We start from the raw sequence: 25,821 nt of genomic DNA, 5'->3' as shown, positions 1-25,821 counted from the left end.
GTCGCGGTCGCGGTCACCGGGGGGCCCGGCGGCCGCGACCGCAGCAGACCACCTCGCCGTCGACACCGGCCCGGGCGCCGAGCCCGCGCAACCGCGCGGCCAGGACGTCGGGCGGCGGATTGTGGTGGCCCAGGTGCACGGCCACCACCTCGGTCGCGTCGGCCACCGCGCCCACCTCGCGCAGTCGCGCGAGCATCCCACCGAACCGGGCCAGGCCCAGGTGCGCGGGGGAGAGCTCCTCGCGGTCGCCGAGGGTCTCCTCGAGGAACACCGCGTCGAAGCGGGCGTCACGGACCGCGGCGAACCAGTCCTCGTCCCACGGACCGGTGTCGGTGGCCCAGAGCACGCGCGTCCCGTCCGGGCCGGTGAGGTCGTAGAGCACGGCGTCGCCGTCGCGGAAGACCCGGTGCCGGGCCGGCAGCACGCGCACGTCGTAGCCGCCCACGGTGAGCCGGTCCCCGGCAACGACCGGGAGGAAGCGCACCGGGTCGTCCGGACCGACCCACGGACGGCACACCTCGAGCGCGTCGGCGGGACCGACCACCTCGAGCCCACCCGCCTCCGGAACCCACGAGCGGTAGAGCAACGCCTGCGGACCGAGATGGTCGGCGTGGGCGTGGGTGATGACCAGATGTCTGACCGACGCCAGGGTGCGCCCGAGCCGCACCGCCGCGCCGGGGGCCTCCGGGCCGCAGTCGATCAGCAGCTCGTCGTCGACAAGCGCGCAGGTCTGGCCGCGCACCACGCCGAGCCGGCGTGCCTCGCCGCACGACGTGCACCGGCAGAACGGGTTGGGCCAGCCGTCGGCCGCGCCCGTGCCCAACAGCACGACCTCCATCACGGCGCGCCTTCCCCGGGCTCCGCGCGCCCGGGCGCGCCCTCCTCGCCGAGCCCCGCTCCCGCGCCGCGCAGCGGCAGCACCGCCGGGCCGTCGGGGCGCGCCAGGACCTCGACGCGCGCGCCGTACACCTGCTCCACCCGCTCGGCGGTGAGCACCTCCTCCGGCCGGCCGTCGGCCACGACGCGCCCGCCGTCGAGCAGCACCAGCCGCTCGCCGTAGTGCGCGGCCGAGGTGAGGTCGTGCATGGCCGCGACCACCGTCAGCCCGCTCTCGCGGCGCATCGAGTCGACCAGGTCCAGCACCTGCTGCTGGTGACCGATGTCGAGGGCGCTGGTGGGCTCGTCGAGCAGCAGCACCCGCGGCTCCTGGGCGAGCGCCCGGGCCAGCACCACCCGCTGGAGTTCGCCGCCGGACAGCGTGGTCGCGGTGCGCGCGGCGAGCTCGTGCAGATCCAGGCGGTCGATGACGCTCTCGACGATCTCGTGGTCGCGGGCGCTCTCGGTCCCGAACCGGGCGATGTGCGGCGTGCGGCCCAGGTGGATGAGCTCGCGCGCGGTGACGCCCTCCGGCACCACCGGGCGCTGCGGCATCATCGCCACCGTCCGCGCGACGCGGCGGCGACCCGCGCGACGCGGCGCGAACCCGTCGACCTCGATGCCCCCCGACGCCGGGATGAGGCCGGCGAGCGCGAACAGCAGGGTTGTCTTGCCGGACCCGTTGGGGCCGACCAGCGACACCCAGGAGCCGGCGCGGACCGACAGGTCGATGCCGTGCAGGACCGGGGTGCGGTCGCGGGCCACGTGGAGGTCCCGGCAGGCCAGGGCGGGGCGGTGCCGGTCGGCCGGGCTCTCGGGCGCCCGGCGGGCGGGGTCGGTCCGGCTCACATATGCCCCCGGCTGCGGCGCAGGACCACCAGGAAGAACGGGGCGCCGATCGCGGCGGTGACCACGCCGATCGGCAGCTCGGCCGGGCTCATGGCGGTGCGCGCGACGACGTCGGCGAGGATGAGGAACGTCGCCCCGGCCAGCAGGGACGTGGGCAGCAGCAGCCGGTGGCCGGGGCCGATGAGCATGCGCACGGCGTGCGGGATGACGATGCCGACGAAGCCGATGAGGCCCGAGACCGAGACGACCGCCGCCGTGCCGAGGGTGGCGACGCTGATGAGGATGAGGCGCACGCGCGCCGGCGCGATGCCCAGGGTGGCGGCCTCGACGTCGCCGACCGCCATGACGTCGAGCATGCGTCGGAACAGGGCGATCACCGCCACCGAGATCAGCACGTACGGCAGGACCGTCCGCACATCGGTCCAGCCGCTCGTGGTGAGGCGGCCGAGCATCCACGAGTACACCTGCCGCAGCGTGTCGTCGTGACGCTGCATGAAGAAGGTCTGGATGGCGCTCGCGAACGCGGCCACCGCGACGCCGGCGAGGATGATGACGACCTCGCCGCGCCCGCCGCCCACGCTGCGCCCCAGTGCGTACGTGGCCATCACGGCGATCATGCCGCCGGCGAACGCGGCGGGCGGCACCATCGCCGAGCCCATCGCGCCGCCGACGACGATCGCCAGGGTCGCGCCCAGGCCGGCGCCGCTGGACACGCCCAGCAGGTACGGGTCGGCGAGCGGATTGCGGAAGACGCCCTGGTAGGTGGCGCCCGCGATCGCCAGCGTGGCGCCGACGATCGCGCCCAGCACGACGCGCGGGATCCGGATCTCCCACAGGATCACCTGCTGGCGCTCCGTCAGACCGGAGTCCACCGCGATGAACGGCAGGCGGTCGAGCAGGTCGAGCAGCACGCCGCCCGCGGTGAGCCCGGCCGGGCCGATGAGCGTGCCCAGCAGCATCGCCGCCCCGAAGAGCAGCGTCGCCCCGCCCAGCACGAGGGCGTGGCGGGGCGACGGTCGGGTCACGGGGCCGGCTGGTTCGCGGGCTGGTCGGCGGGGATCTGCGCGACGATCGCGGCGACCTCGCGCATGAAGTCCACGATGCGGGGGCCCCAGCGGCTGGCAAGGTCCTCGTCCACCACGTGGACGCGGTCCTCGCGCACGGCGGTGAGCCCGTCCCAGCCGGGACGCTGCGCCACGGTCTCCGGGGTTACGCCGCAGCACTGCCCGTCGGCGAGGAAGACCAGGTCCGGGTCGGCCTCGAGGATGAGCTCCTCGGACAGCTGCGGGTAGGTGTCGTCCCCGGTGGCGATGGAGGTCAGGCCGAGCATGGAGTAGACCTCGCCGACGTAGGTGGCGTCGGTGACGGTGTAGTACGTGTCGTCCAGCTCGTGGAAGTACGTCAGCGGAGTCTCGCGCTCGGGCACGGAAGCGACGATCCCGTCGATGTCGGTCTGTATCTCCGACACCAGCTCGGCGGCCTCGCCGATGTTGCCGGTGGCCGCGCCGACCTGCTCGAGCTGGGTGTACGTCTCGTCTAGGGTCTGGGCGGCGGGCAGCTGGAGCACCTCGACGCCCGAGCGCTCGAGGCCGGCCACGATGTCGGCGTTGTCGTCGGTGAGCACGACCAGGTCGGGGCCGTAGCCCAGGATCGCCTCGAGGTTGGGCGTGTAGCCGGACAGGTCGGTGACCGGCGCGTCGGAGGGGAAGTCGGACCGCTCGTCCACCGCCACCACCTGATCGCCCGCGCCGACGGCGTAGAGCATCTCGGTGGTCGTGGGGCTCAGGGACACGATGGCCTGCGGCTCGTCGGCCGCCGCGCCGGCCTTGTCGGCGGGGACGGGGTCCTCGCCGTCGGAGCCGCTGCACGCGGTGGCGACGAGCGCCAGGGCGGCCAGGGGCGCGATCAGCAGGGAGCGGGCGCGACTGGTGCGTCGGGGGCTCTGGGCGTGGCCGGCGCGAGGGGCGTCCGGGGCGCCGGTGGCGTCCGGGATATCCGGCCCGATCGGGGCACTGTGGTGGTGCATGGCATCCTCCGCGGCTCGGAGGACGAAAACAGCTCGGGCCGCGGCGGTGGGGCCGCTGCACGCGACCGTCCTTCGTCCGAGGTCAGTACGTACGGCTACCGCGGCACCGGCCGACCTGGCTCGCCCGTCCGGGGACGGGATCACAGTTGCGGGACAGCGTCGGATTCACACCGACTTCCGCCGAGTTGCCGCGGGGCGCCCGGCGCAGGGGGCCGGACCTCTCGAGGGTAGCCGAGCAGGCGCGGCGGGCAGAAGCTGCCGCCTCGCCGACCGGCGTCGCCACCCCGCCGCCGAGCTTCCGAGCGGAAACCGCCGCGTCACCCGCCCAGCACGACCCCCTCGCGCCGCGGGTCGGCGCCGCCGACCAGCGTGCCGTCGGACTGACGCAGGATCGCCGAGAGCCCCGACGACTGCTCCTCGGTGGAGACCTCGTGGCCGCGTTCGGCGAGCCACCGGGTCAGCTCGGAGTCGTCGGTCACCGCCGGGTGCTCGCCGCCGATCGCGGTCTCGGGAGAGTTGATCGCGCCGAACGACGGGGAGCCCACGGCCTGCTGCGGGTCGAGGTCCCAGTCGAGCATCCCGACCAGCGTCTTGACGACGAACTGGATGATTCGCGACCCGCCGGGCGACCCGACCACCGCTCGCAGTTCACCGCGCGCGAGGGGCGTGCCGTCGAAGACGAGCGTCGGGGCCATGGACGAGCGCGGCCGCTTGCCGGGCTGGACGCGGTTGGCCTGCAGTTCCCCGGCCTCGTCGCGCGGCTCGGCGGCGAAGTCGGTGAGCTGGTTGTTGAGCAGGAACCCCTCGACCATCTGGAAGGAGCCGAACGCGGACTCGACGGTCGTGGTGAGCGCGGCGGCATTGCCCTGCGCGTCGACGATGCTGATGTGCGTGGTGCCGTGCTCGGGGCCGGTGAACACGCCGCGGGCATCGAAGGGGAAGTCGCCGGGCTCGGCCTCGCCCATGGAGCGTTCGGTGTCGATCAGGCCGGCGCGTCCGGCGAGGTAGCCGGGCCGCAGCAGGGTCATCGCAGAGCCCAGCGGCGGCGGCACGAAGCGCGGGTCGGCGATGTAGACGTCGCGGTCGGCGTAGGCGAGCCGTTCGGCCTCGGTGACCAGGTGCACGGCCTCGGGCGCGGGCAGGCCGCCGTCGGGGCCGACGTCGGTCGGCGGGTACGCGGCGAGGTCGGACTCGGCGAGCATGGCCAGGGTCGAGGCGACGGCGGTGCCTCCCGAGGACGGCGGCGCCATGCCGCACACCGCGTGGTCGCGGTACGGGCTGCACACGGGGTCGCGCGTGACGGCCTCGTATCCGGCCAGGTCGTCGAGGGTCATGGCGCCGGGCGTGATGCCCTCGCGCTCGGTGCTGACCTGGTCGACGATCGCCTCGGCGATCGCGCCGGTGTAGAACGCGGCGGCACCCTCGGTGGCCACCGCGGACAGGGTCTTGGCATAGGCGGGGTTGGTGAGGCGTGTCCCGGCGGGTTTGGGGGCGTCGCCGTCGAGGAAGTACCCGGCGGCGTCCGGGTCCCGGGCGAGGTCCTCGGCGGACGCGGCGATCGACTCGGCCAGGCGTGGGCTGATCTCGAAGCCGTCGTCGGCCAGCAGCACCGCGGGGTCGAACAGGTCGCGCCATTCGCGCTCGCCGTGGTCGGCGTGCGCTGAGTCGAGCAGGCGGAGGATGCCGGGCACGCCGATGGACCGCCCGCTTCGCCGGGCGTCGGGCTGCGGGGCGCCGGTGTCCTCGGGCGAGATGTGCCGGAGGTAGTCGCCGGTGGCGGCGGCGGGTGCGGTCTCGCGGCCGTCGTAGGTCTCGACCTGGCCGAGGTCGGCGTCGTAGTGCACGAGGAACCCTCCGCCGCCGAGTCCCGACGACTGCGGTTCGACCAGCCCGAGGACTGCCTGGGCGGTGACCAGGGCGTCAGCGGCGGTGCCGCCGTCGGCGAGGACCTCGCATGCGGCCCGGGTCGACAGCGGGTGCGCGGTGGAGACCGAGTACGACGCGGTGGCGACGGGCCGCATCCCGGTGCGGAACCCGGTGGCGACCTCGGGGTTCAACGTGATGGGCCCCTCGGGGCCGGCCTGGCCGTCGCCGGTGCGGGCGACGGGTGTGCCGCCGCCGTCCTGCGCGCACGGCGCGGTGTCCTGGACCGGGAGGGGCTCGCCGCCGAGCGTGCCGGGCCGTCCGGAGGTGGCGCGGTCCGGGGGCGACGACGACGAGGTGGCCGTCGCGTCCTCCTCGGCCCCTCCGGGCTCGGTCGAGCAGGCGGAGATCACCAGGACGGGCGCGAGTCCGAGCGCGAGGACCGCGCGTGCGATCCGTCGGGTTGACCGTGAGCGCATGGGCGGGCCGCCTTCCCGAGCCGGATACCTGACCCCAGACTGCTCCGGCGGCGCGGTCGGTGTGGCGCTTTCGCCCGAGACGGGACGGGTCCTCCGGCGGGGACGCGGCAGGGGAGGATGGTCGGTGACCCACGAGGCACTGACCGACGACGCCCAGCGGAAGGACCACCAGATGACGACGACGAGTTCTGCCGGCGACGGGCCTGCGGCCCGGGACCTGCGCGAGCAGGGGTTCGCGGCCAGGCGCGAGGTGATGGGGGACGCCTTCGTCGACCGGGCGATGGACCGGGCGGCCGGGACGGCGTCGGAGGCCATCCAGTACGTGGTCACCGAGAACGTGTGGGGCAACATCTGGGACCGGCCGGGCCTGGGTCGGCGGGACCGGAGCCTGCTCAACATCGGGATGCTGGTGGCGCTGCGCGCGAACGCCGAGCTGGCCGGTCACGTCCGCGGGGGCCTGACCAACGGGCTGACGCGGGAGGAGATCACCGAGGCCGTCATCCACGCGTCGGGGTACTGCGGGGCGCCGGCGGCCCTCTCGGCGATGAAGACGGTCCAGGAGGTGTTCGACGCCCTCGACGAGGAGTCGTCTGGCGCCTGACCTCGGTGTCGTGGTTCTTCTACACGGTCGCGGGCGATTCCCCCGTGAGCGGGTGGTAGGGAGGGGGTGGGGGTAGTCTCGGCCTGAAGAGTGACCTACGGCATACGCACGTGGCCCGCAGGTCACGCACGCCCAGCGAGTAAGGAGCCCCTCCCATGCGCAGCACGATGATGCCGGAGCAGCTGAACATCAGCACGATCCTGCAGTTCGGTTCGACAGTCCACTCCGACGCCGTCGTCACCACCTGGACCGCGGAGGGGCCGCGCAAGATCTCGTTCGGCGACCTCGGCAAGCGCGCTGCGCAGCTGGCCCACGCCCTGCGGTCGCTGGGAATCGACGGTGACCAGCGGGTCGCCACGTTCCAGTGGAACAACTCCGAGCACATGGAGGCCTACCTGGCCATCCCCTCGATGGGCGCGGTGCTGCACCCGCTCAATATCCGGCTGTTCCCGGACCAGGTGGAGTTCGTGGCCAACCACGCCGAGGACAAGGTCGTCATCGTCGACCCGAGCCTGATCCCGCTGCTGCAGCCGCTGCTGCCGCGGTTCTCCACGGTCGAGCACGTGATCGTCACCGGTGGCGCGGCCGATACGCTCGAGGCGCCCGAAGGGATGACGGTCCACGACTACGAGGCGCTCCTCGCCGCCCAGCCCACCGAATTCGACTGGCCGGAGGTCGACGAGAATTCGGGCGCCGCGATGGCGTACACCTCGGGCACCACCGGCGACCCGAAGGGCGTCGTCTACTCGCACCGCTCGATCTACCTGCACTCGATGCAGGTGTGCATGTCCGACGGCATGGACATCTCGTTGGACGACAACGTCCTGGCGATCGTCCCGATGTTCCACGCCATGTCGTGGGGCCTGCCGTACGCCGCGTTCATGGTCGGCGCCTCGCTGCTCATGCCGGAGCGGTTCCTGCAGCCCGAGCCGCTCGCCGCGATGATCGCCTCCGAGCGTCCGACGTTGGCCGCCGCCGTGCCGACCATCTGGATGGCCCTGGACGCCTACAGCGTGGACCATCCCGTGGACATGTCGAGCTTCCGCGCGGTCGTCGTGGGCGGCAGCTCCTGCCCGCCGGAGCTGATCCGCAAGTTCAAGGAGCACTACGGGATCAACATCATCCACGCCTGGGGGATGACCGAGACCTCGCCCATCGGCACGCTGTCGCGGCCCAAGGCCGACCTGCCGGAGGAGAAGCAGTTCCAGCTGCGTACCACCCAGGGGCGCTTCCTCGCAGGTGTCAAGGCGCGGATCGTCGACGACGCCGGCAACGAGCAGCCGTGGGACGGCGAGTCCGTGGGCGAGCTGCAGGTCCGCGGCCCGTGGATCACCGGCAGCTACTACAAGGTGGACGCGACCGACTCGTTCGACGACGGCTGGCTGCGCACCGGCGACGTCGGCTACGTGCGGCCCGAGGGCTTCCTCCAGCTGACCGACCGCGCCAAGGACATCATCAAGTCCGGCGGCGAGTGGATCTCCTCGGTCGAGGTGGAGAACTACCTGCTCGAGCACCCGGCCGTGGCCGAGGCGGCCGTCGTCGGTGTGCCGGATCCCAAGTGGGACGAGCGCCCGCTGGCCACGATCGTCGTCAAGGAGGGCATCCCCGACCCGGACGTCGAGGAGCTGCGCGCGCACCTGGCGGAGCGGATGGCCAAGTGGCAGGTGCCCGAGCGCTTCGCATTCGTCGACGAGATCCCCAAGACCTCGGTCGGCAAGCTGGACAAGAAGCGCATCCGCGCCTCGCATTCGGAGGGCCAGCTCGAGGTGATCAACGCCCTCGAAAGCTGACCGCGGCCCCGCCGCCCGGGTCCGCCGGGCGGCGGGCGCCCTTCGCCCATCGAGAAGACGGTTCCGCACGCGCCCACTCGGCCGATGCAGGTGGAACCGTCTTCTCGTCGGACAGCGGGGCTGCCGGCCGCCCGGCTGGCGCTCAGCTCACCTATCGGATCCCTACGACACCTATCGGATCCCCGCGTTGGCGCGGACGGCTCCGCCTGCGCAACTGACCTCGCCCGCACCCGGAGCAGGCTCGGGCGGGGCGGGCAGAGGCGCGTCGTGCTGGTGGAACACGAGCGCGGGCGGGGCAGGCCGAGGCGGATCGCCCGGCCGGCGGGTCAGGCGTGGACGCGCGAGAGCGGGCGCAGTGAGACGGGCAGGCCGTCGCCGGGGTAGGGCAGCGAATCGTTCTTCATGGGCGGGGAGTAGTCCAGCGGCACCGACCACTCGAAGTGGCGCAGCAGCGCGCTGAGCACGAGCTTCGACTCGAGGTTCGCGAAGATCATGCCGAGGCACTTGTGCACGCCGCCGCCGAAGGGCTCCCACGCGAAGCGGTGAGACTTGTCCTCCCGCCGCTCCTCGGAGAACCGCTCCGGGTCGAAGATCTCCGGATCCGTCCAGTACTCGGGCATGTGGTGTGAGTACAGCGGCATCACCGAGGTGAGCCGGCCGGCCGGGATCTCCACGCCCAGGACCTCGGTGTCCTTGACCGTCTTGCGGGCCAGCACCGGAACCGGTGGGTGCAGACGCAGCGTCTCCTTCATCACCAGCGCCAGATCGGGCAGCTCCTCCAGCTCGGCCAGGCTCGGGTCCGGGCCCAGCGCCAGGCACTGCCGACGCAGCCGCTCCTGCCATTCCACGTCGCGGCCGAGCTCGTAGACCATCGACGTCACCGTGCTGGTCGTGGTGTCATGCGCGGCCATCAGCAAGAAGATCATCTGGTTGATGATGTCGTCGTCGTCGATCCCGCCGGAGGCGTCCGCCACCTGACACAGGGCGGAGAACAGGTCCTCACCCGGTTTCGCGCGGCGGGCCGGAAGATGGCGGCGGAGGAACTCCTCCAGCAGTCGGCGGCCACGGGTGGCGCGGCCCCACTTGGTGAACGGCACCGGCACGGTCGACCGGACGTACCCGTTGGCCGCCTGCACGCAGTCGACGAACGCCGTGTTCACGCGGTCGAGCTCGCCGGGAGCGGCGTACTCGGCGCCGCCCATGAACACGTCGGTCGCCAGGTCGAGCGTGTGCGACTTGAGTGCGGGGTAGATCTGGAACGCCCGATCCGGCGACCAGGACGAGATCCCCGCGTCGACGAGGGGCGCGAGCGTGCGGGTGTAGCCCTCGAGCCGGGGACGGGTGAACGCCTCCTGCATGATGTGCCGGTAGTGCTTGTGCTCCTCGAAGTCGAGCAGCATCAGCCCGCGGTTGAAGAACGGTCCCACCAGGTATCCCCAGCCCGGTCCGCTGGCGAACGCTTTGTCGCCGTTCTGCAGGGCGGCCTGGCACGCGTCGGGCCCGATGAGAGCGGTCCAGGTGCGGCCGAGGAGGTTGAGATCGGAGACCGGGCCGTGGTCGCGATAGCGACGGGCCATCGCGGACAGCGGGTCGTGCACATATTCCAGCGTCTTGCCCAGCACCGGCAGGTGGGAGCGCAATGGCGCGGGTCCGGGACGGAAGACCTTCTCGCGCGGATCACCGGGGATTGACATACAGCACCTCTGTGTCGGGATATTCCCCAGTGTGTGACACGCCTCACGCGTTGTCACGCGATTTCCGAAACCGGCGGTGTCGTTTCTCTGTCGCGCGCCGGGTCAGGCCCGGTCGACCAGCGCGCGGATGTCCACGCCGTCGGGCAGGGCGCCGTACTCGGCCGAGCGGTCGTCGCCGAGGCGGGCCAGGCAGAACGCCTCGGCTACCGGGGCCGGGGCGTGGGCGAGCAGTACCGCGGCCTGCTGGGCTAGCGCCATCGACTCGACCAGCCGGCGAGCGATCCCCGGGGCCGCGCCCGGATCGGCGGCAGCCCGGCCGATGAGCCCGCGCACCCGCTCGACGTGCCGGTCGTACAACTCGTGCGAGCCCAGCTGCGCTGCCAGCTCGGCATCGAACGCCGCCACCGACTCCGGCTCTCGCGCCATCGCCCGCAGCACGTCCAGTGCGATGACGTTCCCCGAGCCCTCCCACACCGCCAGCACGGGCTGCTCCCGGTAGCGGCGCGCGAGCGGGAACGCCTCGGTGTAGCCGTTGCCGCCCAGGCACTCCAGCGACTCGTAGGCGTGGTTCGGCCCGCGCTTGCAGACCCAGTACTTCGCCACCGCGGTGGCCAGCCGACGGTAGGGGACGAACTCCTCGTCGTCGTACGCCGACGCCAACCGTAGCGCCGTCCACGTCGCGGCCTCGGACTCGAGCTGCAGGTCGGCCAGGACGGCCGCCATCGCGGGCTGGTCGACGAGCGTCGCGCCGAACGCCGCCCGGTGCCGGGCGTGCCACGCGGCCTCGGCCACGCCCTGCCGCATGCCCGCCGCCGCACCGAGCACGCAGTCCAGCCGCGTGCGACCGACCATCTCGATGATCGTGCGCACGCCGCGGCCGGGCTCGCCGACCATCCACCCGAGCGTGCTGTCGAACTCCACCTCGGAGGAGGCGTTGGACTTGTTGCCGAGCTTATCCTTGAGCCGCTGCACGAGGAACGGGTTGCGCTCGCCGCCGGGCAGGACGCGCGGGACGAGGAAGCAGCTCAGCCCCTCCGGCGCCTGCGCCAGCACGAGGAACGCGTCCGACTGCGGCGCCGAGCAGAACCACTTGTGGCCGCGCAGGACGTGGCAGCCCGAGTCGCCCGCGCCACCGGAGCCACCGACGGTGACGGGCTCGGCGGTCGTTGTGTTGGCGCGTACGTCCGAGCCGCCCTGCTTCTCGGTCATCGCCATCCCGAACAGCACGCCCGACTTGGTGGCGGGGTCGCGCAGCTCGGGGTCGTAGACCCGCGAGAGCAGCGCCGGCTCCCACTCGGCGGCCAGCTCAGGGCTCAGCCGCAGCGACGGCACCACGGCGTGCGTCATGGACAGCGGGCAGCCGTGCCCGGCCTCGATCTGCGAGACCAGCATGAATCCCGCCGCCCGCTCGACGTTGGCGCCCTGCCCGGGGTCGGCCCACGCCGAGGTGTGCAGTCCGTGGGCGACCGAGTACTCCATGATGCGGTGGTAGGAGGGGTGGAACTCGATCTCGTCGACGCGGTTGCCCCACCGGTCGTGCGAGTGGTGCACGGGCGTATGGATGTTGGCGAGCTCGGCGTCGTGTTGGTACTGCGCGGTGCCGACATGCCGGCCGATCTCGTGGAACCTCTCGACCCGCGCGTGCGGCGAGAAGGTCGCCACCGCCTCCTGCAGCGCAGGGTTGAGGGCGAACTCGTCCACGTCGACCCGCGGCGGCGCCTGGTTGAGGACCTCGTGCGTGGCGTGGTGGCGCTGGCTGGTGTGATCGAGCGACGTCGTCATGGCGGCGGCTCCTAACTCTTGAGTACTCAGCTCTTGAAGTACTCAGCTCTTGAAATACTCAGCTCTTGAAATACATAAGCTGCGTGCCCGTCGCCAGCAGCGTCCCGCCGCGGCCCCACAGGCGCGCGGCCTCGTCGTGGTAGTTGCCGTGGAAGCGGTGCGAGTGCACGCTGCCCAGCAGGAAGTCGGTGCCCTGGGCGGCGATCTCGTCGGCGGTGGCCAGGAAGTGGATCGTCAGCGTCACCGTGCCCGCGGGGACCGGCCGACCGAGCCGCAGGAACGCGCGCGGGAAGAACGAATCGCACATGGCCGTCAGCGCGAGATGGTCGAGACCGCGGGCCGGGGCGTCGCGGATCCACATCGTCGTCGTCGACCCCGGGCTCTCCTCGCCCGCCGCGACGGCGTCCCATCCCCCCTCGACAAACCGCATGTCGTAGTTCTCCACCCACTTCACGCCGCGGTCGGCGCCGGCGGAGGGCACCTCCTCCGGCGCGGGCACGGCGGGCGCGGCGGCTTCGGTCTCCGACCACGTCTCGCGCCGCAGCCCGGTGATCGCCGTGGCGGTGGTGACCACGTCGTCGCCCTGGCGCATCTCGATCCACCAGTGCTGGTTGGAGCGGTTGGTGCGGGCGGGGCGGGCCTCGATCTCGAACTCGCCCTCGGCGACGGGCCCGGCGTAGTTGAGGGTCAGCGCGAGCGGGTCGCCGTGCCGCTCGGGGTGCTGCAGGACCGCGGCCAGCATCGTCGCCGCGGTGGTGCCGCCGAACGGGCCGACCATGTTGGCGTACGCCTCGTGAGTGCGGCCGCGGTAGAGGTTCTCGCCGAGCGGCTCCAGCGCCACCACCTCATCGAGCACGTGCGTGGCGGTGTCCTGACTGGTCACGGGGCCTCCTGTGGGGCGGGCGGGGCGTCGACGCCGGGGGCGCTTGCGGGCGGCGTTGGGCTCACCGTACCGAGAGAAAAGGCGACGACGACGAGGAACGCCCGTCGCGCCCGCGTGGGCCGACGGCCATAGGATCGGGTCATGCCGATGATCGATGCGAAGAGTCCCGAGTCCGTCTCCACCGCCGCCGTCGTGGCCACCGGGCTGCTCGGCGGGTGGCTGACCGCGCGTGAGACGGGGATCCGTCCGCTCGGTGGGGTCGTGCTGGCGGCGGCGGGCGTGTGGGCCGGTCGCTCGTGGGCGGCCAAGACGGACGTGCCCACCACGGTGGGGCTGTCGGCGCTGTACGTGGCGGCGTTCGGCGCCTCGCACCCGCTGGCCAAGAAGATGGGGTCGTGGCCGGCGGTGCTCACGGTGACGGCGGCGGCGTCGGGCGCGGCGTACGCGCTGGCCGACGCGAAGTAGCGGCCGGCCGTCTGCCGGCTCGCTGCGCGGCTCCGGAGCGCGCCGCCGCCCGGCTCAGGCGTCGAGGAAGATGTCGAGCTCCAGTTCCTCGAGCGGCCCGCCGTAGACGGAGAAGTCGGTGACCCCCTCCTCGGTGAGGACGTCGTCGTCGATGAAGAAGTTGCCCGTGCACTCGCGGGGATCGCGCGTGAGGACCGCGTGCGCGGCGTCGGCCATGATCTCCGGCGTGCGGCTCCGCGCGACCATCTCCTCGCCGCCGAGCAGGTTGGCCACGGCGGCGGTGGCGATGGTGGTGCGCGGCCACAGGCTGTTGGCGGCGATCCCGCGGCCCTTGAGCTCCTCGGCCAGACCCAGCGTCACCAGGCTCATGCCGTACTTGGCGATCGTGTAGCCGAGGAAGCTGCCCGCCCACTTGGGATTGAGGTTCAGCGGCGGGGACAGCGTGAGGATGTGCGCGGCGTCCGAGGTCTCAAGGTGTGGCAGCGCCGTCTTGGACAGCAGGAACGAGCCGCGGCAGTTGATGTCCTGCATGAGGTCGTACTTCTTCATGGCCAGGGCCGGGGTGGGGGACAGGTCGATCGCGCTGGCGTTGTTGACCACGATGTCGATGCCGCCGAACGCCTCGACCGTCTTGTCGACGGCCTCCTGCACCGAGTCCTCGCTGCGGACATCGCCGACCACGGCCAGGGCCTTCCCGCCCGCCTCCTCGATCTGGGCCGCGGCGGTGTGCACGGTGCCCTCGAGCTTCGGGTGGGGCGTGTCCGTCTTGGCGAGCATCGCGACGTTCGCGCCGTCGCGGGCGGCGCGCAGGGCGATGGCCAGGCCGATGCCGCGGCTGCCTCCGGACATCAGCAGGGTTCGTCCGGCCAGGGTGCGAGTGGAGTCCGTCATGGCCCCGATCCTCTCCGATAACCGCCGACCGCGGGGCGGGTATCGGCTACCGATCGCCCTACTTGACGCGCCCCCTAGTATAAAAAGCACCTCACAAATGGGTGTGGCTCCGACCGTGCAGGAGACGCGCGATGACCGGTCGCCCCGAGCTCACGGCTTCCAGGACGATGATCGTCGTTCTGACGGCCGCCCTCGCCGTGCTCGTGGTCGGGGCGGGCGTGGTCGTCCTGGTCCGCGGCGGCGGGTCGCGGTTAGGACAGGCGGCCGTCGAGACCGCGCCGTCGGCTGCCGTGACGTCCCCGGGGTCGCCCCGGATGTCCAGGCTCGTTCCGCTGTCGTCCGCGCCCGAGGTGACCGGGGTGCTGGAGGTGACGGGGCCGGAGTGCGATTCCGCCGTGATCAACGCCGACCTGCTGTTCCCGAACAGTGGCGCGCGGATCATCGACTGCCAGGCGGGGTGGGCTGTCATGGCCAGCGCTGTGTCGGGCGATCCGTACTGGGTGGCGTACTCGGGCGGCAGGTGGCGACGGGCCTCGGACGTGTCGATCCACCTGGGGACCTGCCCGGCCGAGGCGATCGCCAAGGGCGTGCCGGCGTGGATGGCGCAGAAGCACCTGACCAGCTGTGCGCCTTCCGAGCGACCGGGCCCGGCGGCACCGACGCCCACACCGACGGCCGCGCGGACGTCCGTGGTGACGACCTCGTCCGCGCCCCCCGCCTCGCCCACTCTCACCAGTGCGCGGACCCGGTCCCGCACCCCGGCCGACGACCCCACGTCGTCGGCGACGAGTTCGAGGCAGACCAGCGTCACCACGCCGACGTCGTCTCCGACCAGTGGCACGACGCCGTCCACCGCGGCGGATGGCGCTCCCGGTCCGGACGGGGAGTAGCGACTCGGGGCGGCACTGGTCGACCCCGGCAGGCCCGGCGCGGGCTCACTCCCGGTCGTGGAAACGTGTTCCACTTTCGTCTGAGGCGGGCAGAATCGAGGCCATGCAGCCAGCGCAGTCGCCGACGTTCACCGAACTCACCGAGGGCCGCCCCGTGCCGCCCATGGCCGCCCGCCCGGGCCCCGACCTCGCCGCGGCGGGATTCACGGAGTCCGAGTGGGCCGCGTCCGGCGAGGCGGTGTCGTACTCGGTCGGCGAGCTGCCCACCGATGGCCGGGTCACGCTCGCCGAGGCCGACTCCCAGCCCTACTGCACCCGCGTGCTGGTCCGCCGCCCGTCCGCCGAGCGGTTCAGCGGCGTGGTGCTGGTGGAGTGGCTCAACGTCAGCGGTGGGCAGGACGCCGCGCCGGAGTACACCTACCTCGCCGAGGAGATCGTGCGTGCCGGGCACGCGTGGGTCGGGGTGTCCGCGCAGTTCATCGCCGTCGAGGGTGGCGACGCCGCGGTGGGCATGGGCGGACAGACCGGCGGCCTGCGGGCGCAGCGCAGGGACCGCTACGGCGACCTGCATCATCCCGGCGACGCGTACGCCTACGACATCGTCACGCAGGTCGGTCGGTACTGCCGTGGCGGCGACGCTGCGGCCGGCACCAGCGGCCCTCGCAACGCCGCCGCGCCCATCGTCGGCGGGCCGCTGGCCGGGCTCGCGCCGGAGACGGTGATCGCGATCGGGGAGTCGCAGTCGGCCATCGCCCTGACCTCCTACATCGATGGCGTGCACCCGCTGGCCGGTGTGTTCGACGGGTTCCTGCTGCACAGCCGCGGCGGCGGCGCCCTCCCGTTCGACGACCGCGGCCGCGCGGCCGGCATCTCAGCCGCCGTCTCCTCGCAGACCCTGCTCCTGCGCGACGACCTCGACACGCCCGTCCTGGTCGTGCAGGCCGAGGGCGACCTCGGCGGCCTGCTCGACTCGGCCCGCGCCCGCCAGCCCGACTCCGAGAAGATCGTCACCTGGGAGATCGCCGGCCAGGCCCACGCGGACGCCTACCAGCTGGGCGAGCTCGCGGGCATGGTCGACTGCGACGCCGCGATCAACAGCGGCCAGCAGGTGTTCGTGTGCCGGGCCGCGCTGCGCCACCTCGTCACGTGGATCGGCGGGGGAGCGCGCCCGCCGGTCGCGCCGCCGGTGGAATATGTCGACGACGAGGTGGTCCCCGGCGACCTGGGCATCGGCCGCGGTGGCGTGAGAACGCCGGCCGTGGAGGCGCCGGTCGAGAAGTTGGTCGGTGCGCCCTATCCGCACTCGGCGCCCTTCTGCATGTTGCTCGGGCGCACCGAGGTGGTTCCGGAGGAGCAGTTGCGGCGGCGGTGGGCGGATCGCGAGGAGTACCTGCGGGCCTACACCGAGGCCACCGACCGGCTCATCGATGAGGGCTTCCTGCTGGCCGACGACCGCGACGAGATCCTCGCCGACGCCCGCCCCGAGCGCATCATCTGGTGAGAGGAGCCGGCACGGGCTGCCTCGGCCGAAGACACGGGCCTGATCGCACCTCTGTCACCGGTGGCGGCGTCGGCTGACCCCTGACACAGTGGCCCGGCTGCGGTGGAGGCCGTCCCCGAGATCCGGGCGAAGGCCCCTCGCAGAGTGAATGAAGAGGCGGCAATGAGTCAGGAAATCGACCACGACGACGAGGTCCGCTGGTCGCAGGTGGAGGATGCGTTCTTCGTCGGTAGCCACCGGGGGAACTTCGTGGGTTACATCGATCAGACGTCGGACGGCACGTTCAGGAAGTTCGACGAGATGTCGCAACCGCGAGGTGAAGCACGCACGCTCGAGAAGTCGATGACGTGCCTGAACGACCTGTACTTCGCCACTGCTCGCGTAGCGGGCGACCGATGACGGCGGGCCGGGGCCGGGAGAATGCGGAGCTGGGCGAGACGCTCAAGTATCTGGTGTACAGCAGTGTGCCCTCGCGGCCGATGGAGCCCGCCGATCTGGAGGCGATCCTGTACACGGCGCGGAGGCGCAATCTGGACGCCGGGATCACCGGATTGCTCCTCTACCGCAACAACACCTTCATCCAGTTCCTGGAGGGCCCACCCGCCGAGATCGACTCCCTGATGGAGGACATCTCCGCTGACGACAGGCACGACCGACTACAGGTCCTGGTCGTGGAGCAGACGTCCCGACGCAGTTTCGGTGACTGGAAGATGGGTTTCGGGATGCCCAAGGAGACCCGGCCCACGGGTGTCGACGGTGTCCGCGACAGTTTCGACGATCTGACCAGCGGCTCGAGCTACGACGAGGTCCGTCGGGCCGCCCAGGACTTCTCGATCTGGTTCAAGGTCAAGGAGCGCGCCATCTCCTACTGAAGTGTGCGGGCCGGAATCGGGTCCTGTCCCGTAGCGCTTCGGCGAGTCTTGCGGCCACGTGGCGTTGCCAGCAACCACAGCCCGAAGCCTGCGATGATGAGTCCGACCGCTGCGAGGGCAGACGGTCCCCGCTCGATAACGCGCTCGGAGAGGGCGAGACCTGCCTGCGGGCCGTCGACGAGGGTTGCTTCGCACCGGCTCGTCACGAGTCCGGCCCACTCGGTGCTGTAGTTCCAGTGCGTCAACTGCGTGGCGCCGGACTCGAGCATCGACATTCGGAACGTACAGGTCTCCATAGGGGAGCTAAGTAGGAACGCGGCGACGTAGAGTGCCAGGCCAACGACAATGCCGACCAGTGCAGACGCCCGGGTGGCCGCTCGTCTGGGACGGACGAACGGGGTTCTTCTGGCGGGCAAGGCGCACCCCTTCGATAGCGAGGGACGTGTCAGCCGTCAACGTATCGTGCCGCTGCCTCTGAGGGGGCGATCTGGCCTCTCCGGCAGGGGCGTGCGCTCCGGGGAGCGCGTCAGCAGGATGACCGCCACGAAGAGGGCCTGCGCTGCGACGTAGGTGGCCATCACGAGCAGGTCGCGCTGTGGCCAGTCGACGAGGTCGGGGCGGAACGCACCCAGGGCGATGAGCCCGTCGGACAGTACGAACAGCGCTCCGCCGAGCCCGCCTACCCAGCCGTGGTCCGCGGCCAACCACGCCACCGCGAGTAGGAGCATCCCGTAGACGAGGACGGCCGGCGCGAACGCCCCTGCCTCGGGCACCGTCACCGCCAACAGCGCCACCGTGACCACGACGAGCAACAGCGTCCACGCCATGGGCGCCCGACCCCGCTCGACACGGGTGAACGCCACGATCCACAAAACCTGGGCCACCGCGAACCCGCCCACCATCGAGAGGAACTCCGCGTCCTCCGGCACGACCCGGGGCAGGGAATCGCCCACCCAGCTCGCGGCCAGAGCGCCCAGAGCCCAGGGCCAGGCGGGCCCGCGATCGTCGCGCGGCAACGCGAGCAACACCAGCGCGAGCGCGGGCATGAGCGGGACCTGCGACCACGCGGCCGCGGTCGCCGCCCCGGCAATCAGCGCGACCAGGTGGACCCCGGTGACGACCACGATCGGAACCCAGCTCGGCCTGCGCATGCCGGAACGGTATCGCGGGCGGGGGCGGACGGTGGGGCGACGGGTGGGCTCGTCGTCGTCGCCCCTCTCCCCGGCCTTCCTCCGGGCGCTCCCCGGCCGCTCCCCGCGCGCTACCCGGAACGCCGGCGGGACAACACGGCGTGGGCCACCAACGCCGCCATCACCACCGCACAACACACCACGCCCACGCCGAACGCCATGGTGATGCCCTCGTCCGTCGAGTAGATGGAGGCGGATGCCTACCAGCTGGCCGAGCTCGCGGGCATGGTCGACTGCGGCGGCGCGATCAACAAGGGACAGCCGGTCGAGAAGTCGGTCGGTGCGCGCTATCCGCACTCCGCGCCCTTCTGCATGTTGCTCGGGCGCACCGAGGTGGTTTCCGACGAGCAGCTGCGGCAGCTGTGGTCCGATCGGGACGAGTACCTACGCGCCTATACCGAGGCCACCGACCGGCTCATCGATGAGGGCTTCCTGATGGCCGACGACCGCGACGAGATCCTCGCCGACGCCCGCCCGGAGCGCATCACTTGATGAGAGGAGCCGGCACGGTCGATCGGGCGTAGCGCCGTTGGTCCACGCCCCGGGGCGGGAGCGCACGATAACCGCGAGCCTCGATGAACGTGTGTCCCGAAGGCGCGGCACTTCGGCGAGGCGAGGCTGCTCGACGCGCCGGCCCTGGGGCACTCATGACAATCGATCGTGCGACCGACGTTGTCCTCACCGGGTTCGCCGGCAAGCTCCTCGTCGACCCGATGGCGGCCCACTTACCCGCCTTGCCAGCCACGCCGCGGCCAGCGTGAATCCGAGATGGAGGAGAGGGGCGGTTCGGTTAACGCCGCGCCAGTGACGGCACAGTGCCGTATCGCTTCTTGTACGCCGCCGCGAACCGACTCGCTGATGAGAAGCCCCAACGTGCCGCCACTTCACTGACTGTCAACAGCGGGTCAGCGGTGAGGTCCGCATGAGCCCGCTGTAACCGGATATCAAGCAAGTGCTGGGTGGGAGAGCGGCCGACCCACCGCTGAAACCCTTCTTGTAGCCGCCGCGAGCTGGTTCCGGCAAGGGAGGCCATGTCGGCAGCGGTCCAAGCTCGCGCTGGGTCATCGTGGAGCGCTTCGATCACCCGTCGGACCATTCGTGGCCGGGCAGTGGAACCGATCCCGCCCTCGAGGCAACACGCTTCGACGAGCCCCACTGCTACCGCGCCGGCAAGTTGGCGTCGTACGAGCCCGCTGTCGATGAAGAGATCGGAGTCGTGCACGTTAGTGGCGAGGCTGACGACCAGGTGATGCCAAGCCCTGGCTCGTCCCACAGTCAGGGACATCTGTTCCGGCAGTAACGTACGCACGTTGCCTCGGTCGGTCCCTAATAGTCTTTCGGTTTCAACTTCCAGCCATGAACTGTCGAACTTCACTCCGATAAGGGTGCAGGTGGCGTCCCAGTGGCTAATCAGGGAGGGAGTGTCCGCTGAGAAGAGTGTGCCCTGGCCGACCACCGAGGTGAGTGATCCGAACCGACCTCGGCTTTCCAAGTGCCCGGTGATCGGCATGTTCACCTCGAACGCCCCCGGATAGTCGCACTCGATAGCCACATCGGCACCCCAGCCGACATGGCCGATGAGGACTGGTCCGAGATCGAGTGTGCGCAGCGTCAACCGGGGTTCGTAGGCGCCGCCGAGGAGGCGTAACTCGTGCGGGAAGTACTCATGCGCGACTGCGCGTGAAGCCTGCCCCCAGTCTCGAGGTGAGGATCGCAGACGACGGACCATGGCCGAGAGAGTACCTGAGACTCAGGTCACAAAGTCGCCGCGCAACGCGTATAGGTGTCGCGCTTTCCGTGTTGTCGCAGTGATGTGATCGACCTAACTTGTGGACGTCCCAACGGCCCACTCTCGAGGAGCACCCTTGACCGCCACCTCGCACGATCTGTCCTGGCTCGATGACGTCACAATGAGCGAGCTCGAGCGCAACCCGTATCCGACGTATGAGCGACTGCGTCGCGAGGCGCCGATCGCGTACGTCCCGGTCCTCGGCTCGTACGTCGCGTCTACCGCTGAAGCCTGTCGCGAGGTGGCCTCCAGCCCCCATTTCGAGGGCGTGATCACCCCGGCTGGCGGGCGCACGTTCGGTCACCCGGCGATCATCGGAGTCAACGGTGACATCCATGCCGAACTCCGGGGCATGGTCGAACCACAGTTGCACCCCTCCGAGGTGGACACCTGGGTCGACGACCTGGTCCGACCGATTGCCCGCGACTACATCAGCAAGATCGAAGACCGCGGCCACGCCGAACTCGTCGGTGAATACTGCGAACCGGTGTCCGTCCGGTCCCTCGGCGACCTTCTCGGACTTCAATCGGTGTCCTCCGACAAGCTGAGGGAGTGGTTTCACAAACTGAACCGCTCGTTCACCAATGCCGGTGTCGACGAGAACGGCGAGTTCACCAACCCCGACGGTTTCACCCCCGGAGACGAGGCGAGGGCCGAAATTCAGGCGGTCGTCGACCCGCTCATCGACAAGTGGATCGAGCAGCCAGAGAACACCGCCATCTCGCATTGGCTGCATGACGGCATGCCGCCAGGCAAGACCAGAGAGCGTGAGTTCATCTACCCGACCATCTATGTCTACTTGCTCGGCGCGATGCAGGAGCCCGGACATGGCATGGCCTCGACGCTAGTAGGTCTCCTCGGCCGGCCCGATCAGATGGAAGAGGTAGTCGATGATGCGAGTTTGATCCCGCGCGCCGTCTCCGAGGGGATGCGCTGGACCTCTCCGATCTGGTCCGCCACTGCACGGATCAGCACGAAGGCAGTCACCATCGCTGGCGTTGACCTCCCCGCCAACACCCCGGTGATCCTGTCTTACGGCTCAGCTAACCACGACACGGGAAAGTACGACGCTCCTACCGAGTATGACCTGCACCGGCCCCCGCTGCCGCACCTTGCCTTTGGGGCCGGCAACCACGCCTGCGCTGGCATCTACTATGCCAACCAGGTGATGCGCATCGGTCTCGAGGAGCTCTTCGAGGCAATTCCCAATCTCGAGCGCGATACCCGCGAGGGAGTGGAGTTCTGGGGTTGGGGCTTCCGCGGTCCGACGAGCTTGCACTGCACCTGGGAGGTGTGAGTGATGGCCCCCGCGATCAGCGTGGCGGGTCGCCGCGTCGAGTGTCTCGAGAACCAGTCGATCCTCGAGGCATTGCTCCGCGCCGGCGTGTGGATGCCGAACTCCTGCAACCAGGGGACCTGCGGCACCTGCAAGCTCCAGGTTCTCAGCGGCGAAATCGACCACCGAGACTCTCCTCAGGAAACCCTCTCGTCGCAGGAGCGGACGCAAGGACTGGCCCTAGCCTGTCAGGCCCGTCCGCTCCGCGACACCGAAGTGGCACTTCGCGGTGCCGACGAGACCCGCAGTACGCACGTGCTGCATGACCTCGCGGGCACCGTGGCCAAGGTCGAAGAGATTGCTCGTGACACTCGCCGGATCCTGATCGACCTCGACGAGGCGCTTGAATTCTATGCCGGCCAGTACATCGAGCTCACCGTCCCCGGCACCACTGAGCGTCGTCAGTACTCGCTCGCCAACATCGCCGACGAGAACACAGTGCTCGAGCTCCACGTGCGCCGCGTCCCCGGCGGCCTCGCCAGCGATAAGTGGCTTTTCGGGACCGTCGCAGCCGGAGATCGGGTCGAGGGGCTGGGTCCGTTAGGCGACTTCCACGTCCCTCCCACCGAAGAAGACGCCGGCGAGCCGATGGTTCTTATCGGCGGAGGCACCGGCCTGGCCCCGCTGGTCGGCATCGTGCGCACTGCGCTGGCCCGGCATCCGAGCCGTGAGGTGGTGCTGTATCACGGCGTGCGGGGTCAGTCCGACCTGTACGACGGCGGTGTTTTCGCCGAGTTGGAAGCGACGTATGCCGGCTTCCGGTTCGTCCCCGTCCTCTCGGACGAGACCTCCCCCGAGCATCGCAACGGCTTCCCGACTGACGCTTTCCTGGAGGACATCGCCAGCTGCCGCGGTTGGTCCGGATGGCTCTGCGGTCCGCCTCCAATGGTCGAGGCTGGTGTGAAAGCGTTCAAGCGTCGCCGGATGACACCACGCCTCATTCATCGCGAGAAGTTCACGCCCGCCGACGCACTCGCCCGCGCCTGATGAAAAGGACCGACATGGCCGTCCTTACCGTCCTCTACGGGCAGCCCACCGACCCGGGGGCTTTCCGCCGCCACTACGAGGAGATCCACGTTCCGCTAGCCAAGGCACTCCCAGGTGCGACCGACGTAAGCTACACGCTCCACGTCGACACTCTCGCCGGGGAGGCAGTATTCGCTAGCTTTCACGCAACCTTCCCGACAAGGGAGGCGCTCGATGCCGCACTGGCCTCGCCAGAGGGGCAGGCCGCTCAGGCAGATGTCGCCAACTTCGCGGACGGGGGTGCCACCATTCTGGTCGAGCATGACTGATCAGTGCGGGGTGACTGTCTCCGTCATCGAGCCATCCCCCATTGTGATTCCCGTGTGGTGAACTGCTGTGCTCTGCTGACGGGCCGCGTGCCGGCGAGCACGGCTTGCGCGCAACCTCATCCTGCCCTCGGCTCGCTCCGATCAGTGCGTACGAATTGCAGAAACCCCAGAGGGGAGCGACCGCAGTCGGCGGCCCCCCAAGTGTCTGCGGCGACGAGGCGAGCCATCAACATTCAGCGTCCACCGCCGATAATATCCCAATCCTCCAAGGAGAAGCATGTCCACCATCGCAGTCCCGAGCGCCGCCGGCTCCGGAAGCGCCGCCACCGACAAGTTCAAGGGCAATCGCTTCACCTCCGACACCTCCCAGGAGCGGGCGGCCGCCATCTACAAGGATGTTCTGACCAAGCTGTCGGAGGTGATCTATGAGCACGAGGTCACCTACGACGAGTACCGCGTCCTGAAGCAGTGGCTCATCGAGGTCGGTGAGGGTGGCGAGTGGCCGCTGTGGCTGGACGTCTTCCTCGAGCACTTCATCGAGGACTCCAACAGCCGGATTTTCAGCGGCACCAAGGGCTCCATCGAGGGGCCGTACTACGTGCCGGATGCCCCGAACCTGGGCTCCAAGGGCGTCATGCCGATGCGTGAGGACGAGAAGGGGACCCAGTTCATCTTCCGCGGCCAGGTCCGTGACCTGGATGGCAAGGGCATCGAGGGTGCCACGGTCGAGCTGTGGCACGCCGATTCCGACGGCTACTACTCGCAGTTCGACGACGGGCTCGGGATCCCGACGTGGAACCTGCGTGCCACGTTCAGCACCGACGCCGAGGGGCACTTCCACATCACCACGGTCCAGCCGGCGCCGTACCAGATCCCGCACGACGGGCCGACCGGTGAGTTCATCGCCAGCTATGGCGGCCACCCGTGGCGTCCCGCGCACCTGCACCTCAAGGTGACCGCGCCGGGCAAGCGCCTCATCACCACCCAGCTGTATTTCGAGGGTGGCCAGTGGGTCGACGACGATGTCGCCGGTGCGGTCAAGCCGGAGCTCGTTCTGCATCCGGAGCCCAACGCCGACGGCATCGACGAGGTCGAGTACGACTTCGTGCTGGATCCCGTCTCCGAGAAGCGCTACGTGGCCTGACCGGGCCCGACTCGCGCAGTACCCCTCCGTCAGCCCCGGTCGCCACGAGCGGCCGGGGCCTCGGCGGTTCACCGGCCGACCCAGCAAAGGACCCCCATGTCTGACCTGACCATCCGTTCCGTGGAGACGCGGATCCTCGACGTGCCGCTCATCCGGCCGCACAAGTTCGCGACGACCACCGCCACCGCACAGGCGATCCTGCTCGTCTCCGTGACCACCGAGTCCGGGGTCGTGGGGTACGGCGAGGGCGTGACGCCGGGCGGGCCCTGGTGGGGAGGCGAGTCGGCCGAGACCATGCAGGTGCTGGTCGAGAAGTACCTCGCCCCGGTCGCCGTGGGCCGGCGGGTGGACGAGATCCCCGCCGTGCTCGAGGCGATGGAGGGCGTCGTCGCCCGCGGCCGCTTCGCCAAGGCCGCCCTCGAGATCGCGATGTTCGACGCGTGGGCGCGCGCGCTCGACGTGCCCGTGCGCTCGCTCCTCGGCGGAGCGGTGCGGGACTCGATCGAGTGCACCTGGGCGCTCGGCGCGATGCCGCTCGAGGAGATGGTCGCCGAGATCGACGAGCTCATGGCGGCGGACCGGCACCGCACCTTCAAGCTGAAGATGGGCGCGCTGGAGCCGGCGGAGGACGTGGCCCGGATCGCCGCGCTCGCGGAGCGGCTGAACGGTCGCGCCGGCCTGCGGGTCGACATCAACGCCCGCTGGGACCGCTTCACCGCCAACGTCCACCTGCCCGCGTTGGTGGAGGCCGGGATCGAGCTCATCGAGCAGCCGACCCCCACCGAGCAGGTCGAGGTGCTCGCCGAGCTCAACCGGTCCCTGCCGGTGCAGTTCATGGCCGACGAGTCGGTCCAGTCGCCGCACGACGCACTCGAGGTCGCCCGCCGCGACGCCGCCGGGGTCATCGCCGTCAAGACCACCAAGCTCGGCGGGTTGACCCGGGGCAAGGAGACGGTCGCCATCGCCCGCGCCGCCGGGATCGCCTGCCACGCCGCCACCTCCCTGGAGGGGCCGATCGGCACGCTCGCCTCGCTGCACCTGGCATGCGCCGAGCCCGGCTTCAACTACGGCTCGGAGCTGTTCGGCCCGCTGCTGCTGGCCGAGACGTACGTCACCACGCCGATCCGCTACGAAGAGGGCCGCGTGCACCTCCCGGAGGGGCCGGGACTCGGCGTGCAGCTCGACCACGACGCGGTCGAGCGCTTCACCCGCCGCTGATCACCGCCCGACCCACACCACAGACACGAAGGAGAGGCCGACAATGGCACTGTTCCACGTCCGGATGGACGTCAAGATCCCGCACGACTTGGACCCGGAGGTGCGCGCCGAGACGGTGGCGCGCGAGAAGGCGTACAGCCAGGAGCTGCAGCGTTCGGGGAAGTGGAAGGAGCTCTGGCGCATCGTCGGCCAGTACTCCAACATCAGCATCTTCGACGTCGAGTCGGCCGATGAACTCCACGAGCTGCTCCAGGGACTCCCGCTGTTCCCCTACATGGACATGGAGGTCATGGCGCTGACCCGCCACCCGTCGCGCGTCGACTGAACACTCCCAGGCCAACGACTTCGCATTATCGACATATCGCCGGGCGGCGCCGCCCGGCGACG

At 70.6% G+C, this 25,821-nt stretch carries 25 protein-coding genes and 1 riboswitch; of the genes, 13 read left to right on the top strand and 12 right to left on the bottom strand.

The window, feature by feature from the left end; all coding sequences use genetic code 11:
* Positions 1–13: 13 nt before the first annotated feature.
* The 5 genes from A6035_RS16185 to ggt all read right to left on the bottom strand — a co-directional run bounded on the left by A6035_RS16185 (position 14) and on the right by ggt (position 6,093).
* Positions 14–838, bottom strand: coding sequence for an MBL fold metallo-hydrolase (locus tag A6035_RS16185; protein ID WP_108848779.1), 825 nt, complete (start codon positions 836–838; stop codon positions 14–16).
* Complete coding sequence (locus A6035_RS16180) at positions 838–1,662, bottom strand: ABC transporter ATP-binding protein (protein ID WP_108849342.1); 825 nt, start codon at positions 1,660–1,662, stop codon at positions 838–840. Before A6035_RS16180 ends, A6035_RS16185 begins: the two co-directional genes overlap by 1 nt.
* Positions 1,663–1,721: 59 nt before the next feature.
* Complete coding sequence (locus tag A6035_RS16175) at positions 1,722–2,750, bottom strand: FecCD family ABC transporter permease (RefSeq protein WP_108848778.1); 1,029 nt, start codon at positions 2,748–2,750, stop codon at positions 1,722–1,724.
* Positions 2,747–3,751: an ABC transporter substrate-binding protein gene (locus tag A6035_RS16170; RefSeq protein ID WP_482764225.1), complete on the bottom strand. Its 1,005-nt coding sequence runs from the start codon at positions 3,749–3,751 to the stop codon at positions 2,747–2,749. The genes A6035_RS16175 and A6035_RS16170 overlap by 4 nt, the downstream gene beginning before the upstream one ends.
* 114 nt (positions 3,752–3,865) lie before the next feature.
* A riboswitch (cobalamin riboswitch) is annotated at positions 3,866–3,926 on the bottom strand.
* 142 nt (positions 3,927–4,068) lie between these two features.
* Positions 4,069–6,093 (bottom strand): gamma-glutamyltransferase, encoded by a 2,025-nt coding sequence (gene ggt / locus A6035_RS16165; protein ID WP_108848777.1) that lies wholly within the window; start codon positions 6,091–6,093, stop codon positions 4,069–4,071.
* Positions 6,094–6,265: 172 nt separating this feature from the next.
* Between ggt and A6035_RS16160 the strand changes: the two genes are divergently transcribed.
* Together A6035_RS16160 and A6035_RS16155 are read left to right on the top strand one after the other, a co-directional pair.
* Positions 6,266–6,694 (top strand): carboxymuconolactone decarboxylase family protein, encoded by a 429-nt coding sequence (locus A6035_RS16160; RefSeq protein ID WP_108849340.1) that lies wholly within the window; start codon positions 6,266–6,268, stop codon positions 6,692–6,694.
* A gap of 155 nt (positions 6,695–6,849) precedes the next feature.
* Positions 6,850–8,484 carry a long-chain fatty acid--CoA ligase gene (locus tag A6035_RS16155; RefSeq protein WP_108848776.1) on the top strand — a complete coding sequence of 545 codons (1,635 nt, stop codon included), beginning with the start codon at positions 6,850–6,852 and terminating at the stop codon, positions 8,482–8,484.
* Between the two features lie 326 nt (positions 8,485–8,810).
* Here the strand turns inward: A6035_RS16155 and A6035_RS16150 are convergent, their stop codons facing one another.
* From A6035_RS16150 to A6035_RS16140, 3 genes are all read right to left on the bottom strand, one after another.
* Entirely contained in the window at positions 8,811–10,178 is a 1,368-nt protein-coding gene (locus tag A6035_RS16150) for a cytochrome P450 (RefSeq protein WP_108848775.1), read from the bottom strand.
* A 102-nt stretch (positions 10,179–10,280) separates the two neighbouring features.
* Entirely contained in the window at positions 10,281–11,960 is a 1,680-nt protein-coding gene (locus A6035_RS16145) for an acyl-CoA dehydrogenase family protein (protein WP_108848774.1), read from the bottom strand.
* 58 nt (positions 11,961–12,018) lie between these two features.
* The gene (locus A6035_RS16140; protein ID WP_108848773.1) at positions 12,019–12,843 is read right to left on the bottom strand and encodes an acyl-CoA thioesterase; all 825 of its coding nucleotides are present in this window, start codon (positions 12,841–12,843) and stop codon (positions 12,019–12,021) included.
* A 141-nt stretch (positions 12,844–12,984) separates the two neighbouring features.
* On the opposite strand from A6035_RS16140, the gene A6035_RS16135 reads away from it, so the two are divergent.
* Positions 12,985–13,308 carry a hypothetical protein gene (locus A6035_RS16135; protein WP_108848772.1) on the top strand — a complete coding sequence of 108 codons (324 nt, stop codon included), beginning with the start codon at positions 12,985–12,987 and terminating at the stop codon, positions 13,306–13,308.
* 54 nt (positions 13,309–13,362) lie between these two features.
* On the opposite strand, the gene A6035_RS16130 is transcribed toward A6035_RS16135, so the two are convergent.
* Together A6035_RS16130 and A6035_RS16125 are read right to left on the bottom strand one after the other, a co-directional pair.
* Positions 13,363–14,199, bottom strand: coding sequence for an SDR family oxidoreductase (locus tag A6035_RS16130; protein ID WP_108848771.1), 837 nt, complete (start codon positions 14,197–14,199; stop codon positions 13,363–13,365).
* Between the two features lie 91 nt (positions 14,200–14,290).
* Positions 14,291–15,040, bottom strand: coding sequence for a hypothetical protein (locus A6035_RS16125; protein ID WP_162534014.1), 750 nt, complete (start codon positions 15,038–15,040; stop codon positions 14,291–14,293).
* A 152-nt stretch (positions 15,041–15,192) separates the two neighbouring features.
* Here A6035_RS16125 and A6035_RS16120 point away from each other — a divergent pair, with 152 nt between their 5' ends.
* The 3 genes from A6035_RS16120 (at position 15,193) to A6035_RS16110 (ending at position 17,462) form a co-directional block, all read left to right on the top strand.
* Positions 15,193–16,590, top strand: a complete 1,398-nt coding sequence (locus A6035_RS16120; protein ID WP_108848769.1) for an alpha/beta hydrolase domain-containing protein — start codon at positions 15,193–15,195, stop codon at positions 16,588–16,590.
* A gap of 102 nt (positions 16,591–16,692) precedes the next feature.
* Positions 16,693–16,989, top strand: a complete 297-nt coding sequence (locus A6035_RS16115; RefSeq protein ID WP_235026723.1) for a hypothetical protein — start codon at positions 16,693–16,695, stop codon at positions 16,987–16,989.
* Positions 16,986–17,462, top strand: a complete 477-nt coding sequence (locus tag A6035_RS16110) for a BLUF domain-containing protein (RefSeq protein ID WP_108848767.1) — start codon at positions 16,986–16,988, stop codon at positions 17,460–17,462. The genes A6035_RS16115 and A6035_RS16110 overlap by 4 nt, the downstream gene beginning before the upstream one ends.
* A gap of 452 nt (positions 17,463–17,914) precedes the next feature.
* Here the strand turns inward: A6035_RS16110 and A6035_RS16100 are convergent, their stop codons facing one another.
* Entirely contained in the window at positions 17,915–18,613 is a 699-nt protein-coding gene (locus A6035_RS16100; protein WP_108848765.1) for a lysoplasmalogenase family protein, read from the bottom strand.
* A gap of 225 nt (positions 18,614–18,838) precedes the next feature.
* Between A6035_RS16100 and A6035_RS16095 the strand changes: the two genes are divergently transcribed.
* Positions 18,839–19,144 (top strand): alpha/beta hydrolase domain-containing protein, encoded by a 306-nt coding sequence (locus A6035_RS16095; protein ID WP_235026724.1) that lies wholly within the window; start codon positions 18,839–18,841, stop codon positions 19,142–19,144.
* 298 nt (positions 19,145–19,442) lie between these two features.
* On the opposite strand, the gene A6035_RS16090 is transcribed toward A6035_RS16095, so the two are convergent.
* On the bottom strand, positions 19,443–20,381 hold the full coding sequence (locus A6035_RS16090; RefSeq protein ID WP_108848764.1) for a helix-turn-helix transcriptional regulator: 939 nt from the start codon (positions 20,379–20,381) through the stop codon (positions 19,443–19,445).
* Between the two features lie 136 nt (positions 20,382–20,517).
* Between A6035_RS16090 and A6035_RS16085 the strand changes: the two genes are divergently transcribed.
* The 6 genes from A6035_RS16085 (at position 20,518) to catC (ending at position 25,759) form a co-directional block, all read left to right on the top strand.
* The gene (locus tag A6035_RS16085) at positions 20,518–21,738 is read left to right on the top strand and encodes a cytochrome P450 (RefSeq protein WP_200836395.1); all 1,221 of its coding nucleotides are present in this window, start codon (positions 20,518–20,520) and stop codon (positions 21,736–21,738) included.
* A 3-nt stretch (positions 21,739–21,741) separates the two neighbouring features.
* The gene (locus A6035_RS16080; protein ID WP_108849338.1) at positions 21,742–22,764 is read left to right on the top strand and encodes a 2Fe-2S iron-sulfur cluster-binding protein; all 1,023 of its coding nucleotides are present in this window, start codon (positions 21,742–21,744) and stop codon (positions 22,762–22,764) included.
* Positions 22,765–22,778: 14 nt separating this feature from the next.
* The gene (locus A6035_RS16075) at positions 22,779–23,072 is read left to right on the top strand and encodes an EthD family reductase (protein WP_108849337.1); all 294 of its coding nucleotides are present in this window, start codon (positions 22,779–22,781) and stop codon (positions 23,070–23,072) included.
* 277 nt (positions 23,073–23,349) lie between these two features.
* Entirely contained in the window at positions 23,350–24,216 is an 867-nt protein-coding gene (gene catA / locus A6035_RS16070) for a catechol 1,2-dioxygenase (protein WP_108848763.1), read from the top strand.
* Between the two features lie 96 nt (positions 24,217–24,312).
* Complete coding sequence (locus tag A6035_RS16065) at positions 24,313–25,434, top strand: muconate/chloromuconate family cycloisomerase (RefSeq protein ID WP_108846974.1); 1,122 nt, start codon at positions 24,313–24,315, stop codon at positions 25,432–25,434.
* Positions 25,435–25,477: 43 nt separating this feature from the next.
* Positions 25,478–25,759, top strand: a complete 282-nt coding sequence (gene catC, locus A6035_RS16060; RefSeq protein WP_108848762.1) for a muconolactone Delta-isomerase — start codon at positions 25,478–25,480, stop codon at positions 25,757–25,759.
* Positions 25,760–25,821 lie beyond the last annotated feature (62 nt).

The organism is Dietzia lutea, assembly GCF_003096075.1.
Taxonomy (GTDB): Bacteria; Actinomycetota; Actinomycetes; order Mycobacteriales; family Mycobacteriaceae; genus Dietzia; species Dietzia lutea.
This window is presented reverse-complemented; position numbering and strand designations above follow the sequence as displayed.